Origin of the sequence: Microbacterium sp. Au-Mic1 (assembly GCF_021341785.1) — a bacterium.
GTDB lineage: Bacteria > Actinomycetota > Actinomycetes > Actinomycetales > Microbacteriaceae > Microbacterium.
In genome coordinates this window covers 125,085-131,226 of the sequence record NZ_JAJTTF010000013.1, presented here as the reverse complement: position 1 = coordinate 131,226, position 6,142 = coordinate 125,085, and the positions used below count along the sequence as shown (strand labels likewise).

At 71.5% G+C, this 6,142-nt stretch carries 8 protein-coding genes; 4 read left to right on the top strand and 4 right to left on the bottom strand.

Features of this window, described 5'->3' with window-relative positions; genetic code table 11:
* The 4 genes from LXM50_RS16295 to LXM50_RS16280 all read left to right on the top strand — a co-directional run.
* The coding region (locus tag LXM50_RS16295) for a hypothetical protein (RefSeq protein ID WP_233312522.1) at positions 1 to 403 on the top strand (403 nt) is incomplete at its 5' end.
* A gap of 83 nt (positions 404 to 486) precedes the next feature.
* A complete protein-coding gene (locus LXM50_RS16290) occupies positions 487 to 1,245 on the top strand; it encodes an SDR family NAD(P)-dependent oxidoreductase (protein ID WP_233312521.1) in 759 nt (252 codons plus the stop codon).
* 265 nt (positions 1,246 to 1,510) lie between these two features.
* On the top strand, positions 1,511 to 3,067 hold the full coding sequence (locus LXM50_RS16285) for an SDR family NAD(P)-dependent oxidoreductase (RefSeq protein WP_233312520.1): 1,557 nt from the start codon (positions 1,511 to 1,513) through the stop codon (positions 3,065 to 3,067).
* A gap of 97 nt (positions 3,068 to 3,164) precedes the next feature.
* Entirely contained in the window at positions 3,165 to 3,593 is a 429-nt protein-coding gene (locus LXM50_RS16280; RefSeq protein WP_233312519.1) for a DUF1761 domain-containing protein, read from the top strand.
* 25 nt (positions 3,594 to 3,618) lie between these two features.
* Here the strand turns inward: LXM50_RS16280 and LXM50_RS16275 are convergent, their stop codons facing one another.
* From LXM50_RS16275 to LXM50_RS16260, 4 genes are all read right to left on the bottom strand, one after another.
* Positions 3,619 to 4,206 (bottom strand): dihydrofolate reductase family protein, encoded by a 588-nt coding sequence (locus LXM50_RS16275; RefSeq protein ID WP_233312518.1) that lies wholly within the window; start codon positions 4,204 to 4,206, stop codon positions 3,619 to 3,621.
* A 252-nt stretch (positions 4,207 to 4,458) separates the two neighbouring features.
* Positions 4,459 to 5,166 (bottom strand): phosphoribosylformylglycinamidine synthase subunit PurQ, encoded by a 708-nt coding sequence (gene purQ / locus LXM50_RS16270; protein WP_233312517.1) that lies wholly within the window; start codon positions 5,164 to 5,166, stop codon positions 4,459 to 4,461.
* A complete protein-coding gene (purS, locus tag LXM50_RS16265; RefSeq protein WP_233312516.1) occupies positions 5,163 to 5,411 on the bottom strand; it encodes a phosphoribosylformylglycinamidine synthase subunit PurS in 249 nt (82 codons plus the stop codon). Before purS ends, purQ begins: the two co-directional genes overlap by 4 nt.
* 193 nt (positions 5,412 to 5,604) lie before the next feature.
* Entirely contained in the window at positions 5,605 to 6,126 is a 522-nt protein-coding gene (locus LXM50_RS16260) for an adenine phosphoribosyltransferase (RefSeq protein WP_233312515.1), read from the bottom strand.
* Positions 6,127 to 6,142: the final 16 nt, after the last annotated feature.

Sequence of the window (6,142 nt, the reverse complement as noted above, 5' to 3'; positions counted from 1 at the left end):
CGCGGGGATCGCCGCTGAGCTCGGTGTCGCGAAGACGCCGCTCGGCGTCGATGTCGTGCTCGACGGTCGGCTCGTCGCCGCGGGCGCCGACGAGCACCGGCTGCTCGAGGAGGCCGCGGCCGGCCCCGCGCAGGCCGTGGTGACCGTCATCGGCGGGCAGGGATTCCTGCTCGGCCGCGGCAACCAGCAGCTCTCCGCGCGCGTGATCCGCGCGCTCGGACCGGATCCGCTCCTCGTCGTGGCCCCCGAGCAGAAGCTCGTCGACCTCGGCGGACGCCCGCTCCTCGTCGACACCGGCGATCCGGAGGTCGACGCCTCCCTCGTCGGGCACCTCCGCGTCCTCACCGGCGCCTCGGCAACCGCGTTCTACGCTGTCGCCGCACCCGAAGTCCTCGTCCCCTGATCCGCATCCACCGGTCCCCGAGAGTTCTCGCCGGCCCGGATCCCGAACCCGCTACGACCGCACACCGACCCGAAGGAACCCCCATGCGACTGCAGAACAAGAACGCCATCGTCACCGGAGGCGCCGGCGGCATCGGCCGCGCCACGTCTCTCGCCTTCGCCGCCGAGGGCGCCAACGTCGCCGTCGTCGACCTGAACGCCGAGGCCGCCGAGGCTGTGGCGGAGGAGATCCGCGCGGCCGGTGGCACCGCGGTCGCGATCGCCGCCGACGTCTCGAGCGAGGCCGACATCGAGCGCGTCGTCGCCTCGGTCGTCGACGGATTCGGCGGTGTCGACGTGGTCTTCAACAACGCCGGCATCATCCGGCGCACCACGGCGGTCGAGACCACGGTCGAGGAGTGGGACCGCGTGTTCGGCGTGAACGTGCGCGCGATCTTCCTGATGTGCAAGCACGTCGTGCCGGTCATGGCGGCGAACGGCGGCGGATCCATCGTCAACACCGGTTCCGGCTGGGGCCTCAAGGGCGGCGGCCAGGCCATCTCCTACTGCGCATCCAAGGGCGCGGTCGTGAACATGACCCGCGCCCTCGCGATCGACCACGGACCGCAGGGCATCCGCGTGAACTCGGTGAACCCGGGCGACGTGGACACCGGCATGCTGCGCGACGAGGCCCGCCAGCTCGGTCAGGACCAGGCCGGCTTCCTCGCCGAGGCCGCCGAGCGTCCGCTGAACCGGATGGGACAGCCCTCCGAGATCGCCGCGGCCGTGGTCTGGCTCGCCAGCGACGAGTCGTCGTACGTGACCGGATCCGCCCTCGTCGTCGACGGCGGCGGCATCGCCTGAGACCGAGCTTCGGCTCTCTCGGGCGTCGCCCGCTCCCACTCCCCTCGCCGAGACCCCCACGGGGCCGCGGCCGGGCAACCGAAACCCCCTCGGGTCGCCGAGACTCCACGGAGAGTCGCGTGTGCATGGGGGTTTCGGCGCTCCGCGGGGGTCTCGGCGAGCTCGGGGGTGGAGGCGATGAGTCCCGACGCCCCGGCAGTGCTCGCGGAACGCGGTGCGAGAAGCCCCGGGCCCTCATCCAGCCGGCTCGCGTAAAATCGTGACAATGACCGACGCCCCCTCCGACGCCCCGTCGACGCAGAGCGACCGCAGCGCCACGACAGGCGGCGACGCCGTCGGATCCGGCATCGACCCGACCGACCTCGCGACCACGCTCCGGGTGCTCGCCGAGCTGCACGGGCTCGATCAGGACCATCCCGACTTCATCGCCGTGCGGCGAGCGACCTCGGCCATGTTCAAGGCGGCGAAGCGGGTGCGCCGCCGGGAGATCCGCGATGCCATCGCCGAGGCCGACCGCGCCGTCATCGCGGCGACCGCGACGGGCGCCCCCGACCGCATCGACGACGAGACCCGCGGACTCGACCTCGCGAGCAGCGTGACCGATGCCCCGACGGCGGGCGAGCTGTTGAAGCCCCGCAACTGCTACATCTGCAAGCAGCTGTACACGACGGTCGACGCGTTCTACCACCAGCTCTGCCCGGACTGCGCGCGGTTCAGCCACGGCAAGCGCAACGCCCGCACCGACCTCACCGGCAAGCGCGCGCTGCTCACCGGAGGCCGCGCCAAGATCGGCATGCACATCGCGCTGCGGCTGCTCCGCGACGGCGCGCACACCACGATCACCACGCGGTTCCCGCGCGACGCGGTGCGCCGGTTCGCCGCGCTGCCCGATTCGGCCGACTGGCTGCACCGCCTGCGCGTGGTCGGCATCGACCTGCGCGACCCCGCCCAGGTGATCGCGCTCGCCGACTCGGTCGCCGCACAGGGACCGCTCGACATCCTCATCAACAACGCCGCGCAGACCGTGCGCCGCTCACCCGGTGCGTACTCGCTGCTCGCCGATGCCGAGCTGCAGCCGCTGCCGAACGGGCCGCTTCCCGAGATGGAGACCTTCGGGCACACCGCGGATCCGCACCCCGAGGCGCTGCAGGCCTCGGTCGATGCGCACCCGCTGCTGTCGATCGCGTCGCTGGGCGGGACGATCGCCGAGCAGGGCGGGCAGGCGCTGACCGCAGAGGAGCTGGCACGGCTCGCGATGGCGCCCGGGTCCTCCTCGCTCGCGAAGCACGCCGACGGCACGGCGATCGACGCGGGCGGCCTCGTGCCCGACGTGAACCGGGTGAACAGCTGGGTGCAGAGCGTGGACCAGGTGGATCCGCTCGAGATGCTCGAGGTGCAGTTGTGCAACACGACGGCGCCGTTCCTGCTGATCAGCAGACTGCGCCCGGCGATGGCGGCGTCGCCCGCGCGGCGCAAGCACATCGTGAACGTCTCGGCGATGGAGGGGCAGTTCTCGCGGCGGTACAAGGGCCCCGGCCACCCGCACACGAACATGGCGAAGGCGGCGCTGAACATGCTCACCCGCACGAGCGCGGGGGAGATGCTGGAGACCGACGGGATCCTGATGACCGCCGTCGACACCGGCTGGATCACCGACGAGCGCCCGCACTACACGAAGGTGCGCCTGGCCGAGGAGGGCTTCCACGCCCCGCTCGACCTGGTCGACGGCGCCGCCCGCGTGTACGACCCGATCGTGCGCGGCGAGGCCGGCGAGGACGTCCACGGCGTGTTCCTGAAGGACTACGAGCCCAGCCCCTGGTGATGCGCCCGCGTCGGTGATCCACGCGCGGGTGTGTCCGGCGGTACCCTGAGCGCACCGGGTCGCCTCTCGCGCCCGGTACCGACCCGAGGAGGCTGTGATGGTTCCCGAGATCAACTACTGGGCCGTTCTGCTGGCGACCGCGTCGAGCATGGTCGTCGGATCCATCTGGTACGCCCGGGGCGTGCTCGGCACCCGCTGGGCGCGGCTGGCCGGGGTGGACCTCGACAACCCCAAGGGCAACCCGGTGCTGGCCATCATCGCGACGGTGATCGTGAGCTTCGTCACGGCGTGGGTGCTCGCGGGGGCCACGGCGATCGCCTGGCACTTCTACGGCGGATCGTTCTTCGTCTCGGCGCTGGTCACCGCGATCACGCTGTGGATGGGGTTCACGGCGGCGAGGTTCATCACGCACGACGCCTTCGAGGGGCGCCCCAGCTCGCTCACGGTGCTGAACATCGCGCACGAGCTGGTGACGGTCGTGGTGATGGCCGTGCTCATCGGGGTCTGGCCGCCCGCGCTCGGCTGACTCGTCGCCCGCTCTGCGCCGTGGCTCAGCGCCGGATGGCGTACCGGTGCAGGGTGACGCCCTGATCGTAGGAGGCCTGTTCGAGCAGGTCGAGGATCACCGGAGGCCTGGTCTCGCCCGGCCGGGGCTCGTCGAACAGCGGACGACCCGAACCGAGGATCGCCGGGTGCGTGAACAGCAGCAGCTCGTCGAGCAGGCCGGCGTCGAGCAGCGCCGTGGCGAGCGTCGCACCGCCGACGCCGATGGCGCCCTCGGTCCCGGCGCGGACCTCGGCGAGCCGGGAGACCGCGTCCTCGCCGATGACCGTGGTGTGGAACGGCGCCTCGGTGCGGGTGCGTGAGACGAGGATCTTCGGCTTGTCCGTCCAGATCGCGCCGTACTCCTGCATGAACTGCGGCAGCGAGCGGTCGTCGCGGGCCGCGGGCCAGAACGACTCCATGATCTCGAACACGCGCCGGCCCTGCACCATGAGGGCGAGGTCTGCCGCTCGACGATTGAACTCGCGATGCAGCGGCTCGTCGATCCGCATCCAGTCGCCTCCGCCGTCCTCGCCGGGCGCGGCTTCGATCCGCAGATCGAGGGACACGTTCATCCAGTACACGAACCGGCCCATCAGATCCTCCGCTCCTCGGCGTCGTCGATTCGACGCTAGACCGCGGTACGGCGGGGTGCAACGGATCCCGGCGACGCGCGGGGTCGTGGCCCGGCTGCAGGAGTGCGGGGTCGTGCCACGTCTGCAGGAGCGCGCGACGTCTGCAGGACGAGAACGCGGATCCGATCATGCAGGCGTTGCGGGATCCTGCATCCGCGGCTGCGCGACGCGTATCGTCTGCGGCAGTCTTCGCCGGGGACGGGGTGGCCGGTGTTACGCCGCGACGCGGGCGACTGCGGCGATCGCGCTCGTGAAGAACGGCAGGCCGTCGACGCCGCTGCGCATGGCGGCGGTCGTGTCGGGGCCGAAACCGGGTTCGGTCGCGTGCTCGGGGTGCGGCATCAGGCCCACGACGTTGCCGCCGGGGTTGGTGAGGCCGGCGATGTCGCGGAGGGATCCGTTCGGGTTCACGCCCGCATAGCGGAAGGCGACGAGGCCCTCGCCCTCGATGCGGTCGAGCGTCTCGTCGGAGGCGATGTAGCCCCCCTCGGCGTTCTTGAGCGGGATGATGATCTCCTGCCCGCGCGTGAACTCGTTGGTCCAGGCCGTGTCGGCGTTGGTGACCGTGAGCTTCTGGTCGCGACGCACGAAGTGCTGGTGGTCGTTGCGGATCAGGCCGCCGGGCAGCAGGTGCGCCTCGACGAGCATCTGGAAGCCGTTGCAGATGCCCAGGATCGGCATGCCCTTGGCGGCCGCGTCCTTGATCTCGGTCATGATCGGCGAGAGCGCGGCGATCGCGCCGGAGCGCAGGTAGTCGCCGTAGCTGAACCCGCCCGGCAGAATCACGGCGTCCACGCCCTCGAGGTCGTGCGCGCCGTGCCAGAGGGCGACCGGCTCGGCGCCGGCGATGCGCACCGCACGCTGCGCGTCGCGGTCGTCGAGGGAACCGGGGAAGGTGACGACCCCGATCCGAACCGTCATTCGGCGACCTCGATGCCGACGACGTCCTCGATCACGGAGTTGGAGAGCACCTCTTCGGCGATCCGCCGGGCCTCGGCGAGCACCTCTTCGGTGACCTCGCCATCGACCGTGAGCTCGAAGCGCTTGCCGATGCGGACATCGCTGAACGCGGTCACGCCGGTGCGGGCGAACGCCCCGGAGACCGCCTTGCCCTGCGGGTCGAGAAGTTCGGACTTGGGCATGACGTCGACGACGATGGTGGGCATACGTGGCTCCGGGAAGTCGCGGGCGGGGGCGCCATCAGTCTACCGCCCGGTCGCCGCCCGTCCGGCCGGACGTCCGGCCGGCTTTCGGGGAGCGATGTTCGTCCTCTTCGAGCGGAAGAGGGAGCGAACATTGCTCCTCGAACCGGATCCGGTCGGGCGGGATCCGGCCGGACGTCCGAGGGCGCCGGGGTGGTCAGCTGCGGAAGACGGTGTGCACGTCGCCGACGACCTCGCGGCCGCCCAGCCCGTCGATCTCGAAGAGCACCGAGATCCCGGCGACGGTGTAGCCGAGCTGCTCGACGATCTGCCGGCCCGCGGCGAGGGTGCCGCCGGTGGCGAGCACGTCGTCGATGAGCAGGATCCGGGATCCGGCGGGGAGGTCGTCGTGCATCTCGATCGTGGCCGTGCCGTACTCCAACGCGTAGTCGACCGACGCGGCCGGCAGCGGCAGCTTGCCCGCCTTGCGGATCGGCACGAAGCCGGTCCCCGCCTCGATCGCCGCGGCGCCGGCGAGGATGAATCCGCGCGCCTCGATCCCTGCGACGACGTCGAAGGCCCCGCGGAACGGTGCGACGAGCGCCTCGGTCGTCGCCTGCAGCGCCTCCCGGTCGGCCAGCAGTGGTGTGATGTCGCGGAACAGGATGCCCGGCTCCGGGTGGTCCGGGATCGAGCGGATGAGCGATTCGGCGCGGACGAGCGCGGGCGAGGAGGTCACTGATCCAGGGTACGCG

Coding starts and splice junctions, on each gene's coding strand:
- LXM50_RS16290 (WP_233312521.1), top strand. CDS start 487: ATGCGACTGCAGAACAAGAACGCCATCGTCACCGGAGGCGCCGGCGGC.
- LXM50_RS16285 (WP_233312520.1), top strand. CDS start 1,511: ATGACCGACGCCCCCTCCGACGCCCCGTCGACGCAGAGCGACCGCAGC.
- LXM50_RS16280 (WP_233312519.1), top strand. CDS start 3,165: ATGGTTCCCGAGATCAACTACTGGGCCGTTCTGCTGGCGACCGCGTCG.
- LXM50_RS16275 (WP_233312518.1), bottom strand. CDS start 4,206: ATGGGCCGGTTCGTGTACTGGATGAACGTGTCCCTCGATCTGCGGATC.
- purQ (WP_233312517.1), bottom strand. CDS start 5,166: ATGACGGTTCGGATCGGGGTCGTCACCTTCCCCGGTTCCCTCGACGAC.
- purS (WP_233312516.1), bottom strand. CDS start 5,411: ATGCCCACCATCGTCGTCGACGTCATGCCCAAGTCCGAACTTCTCGAC.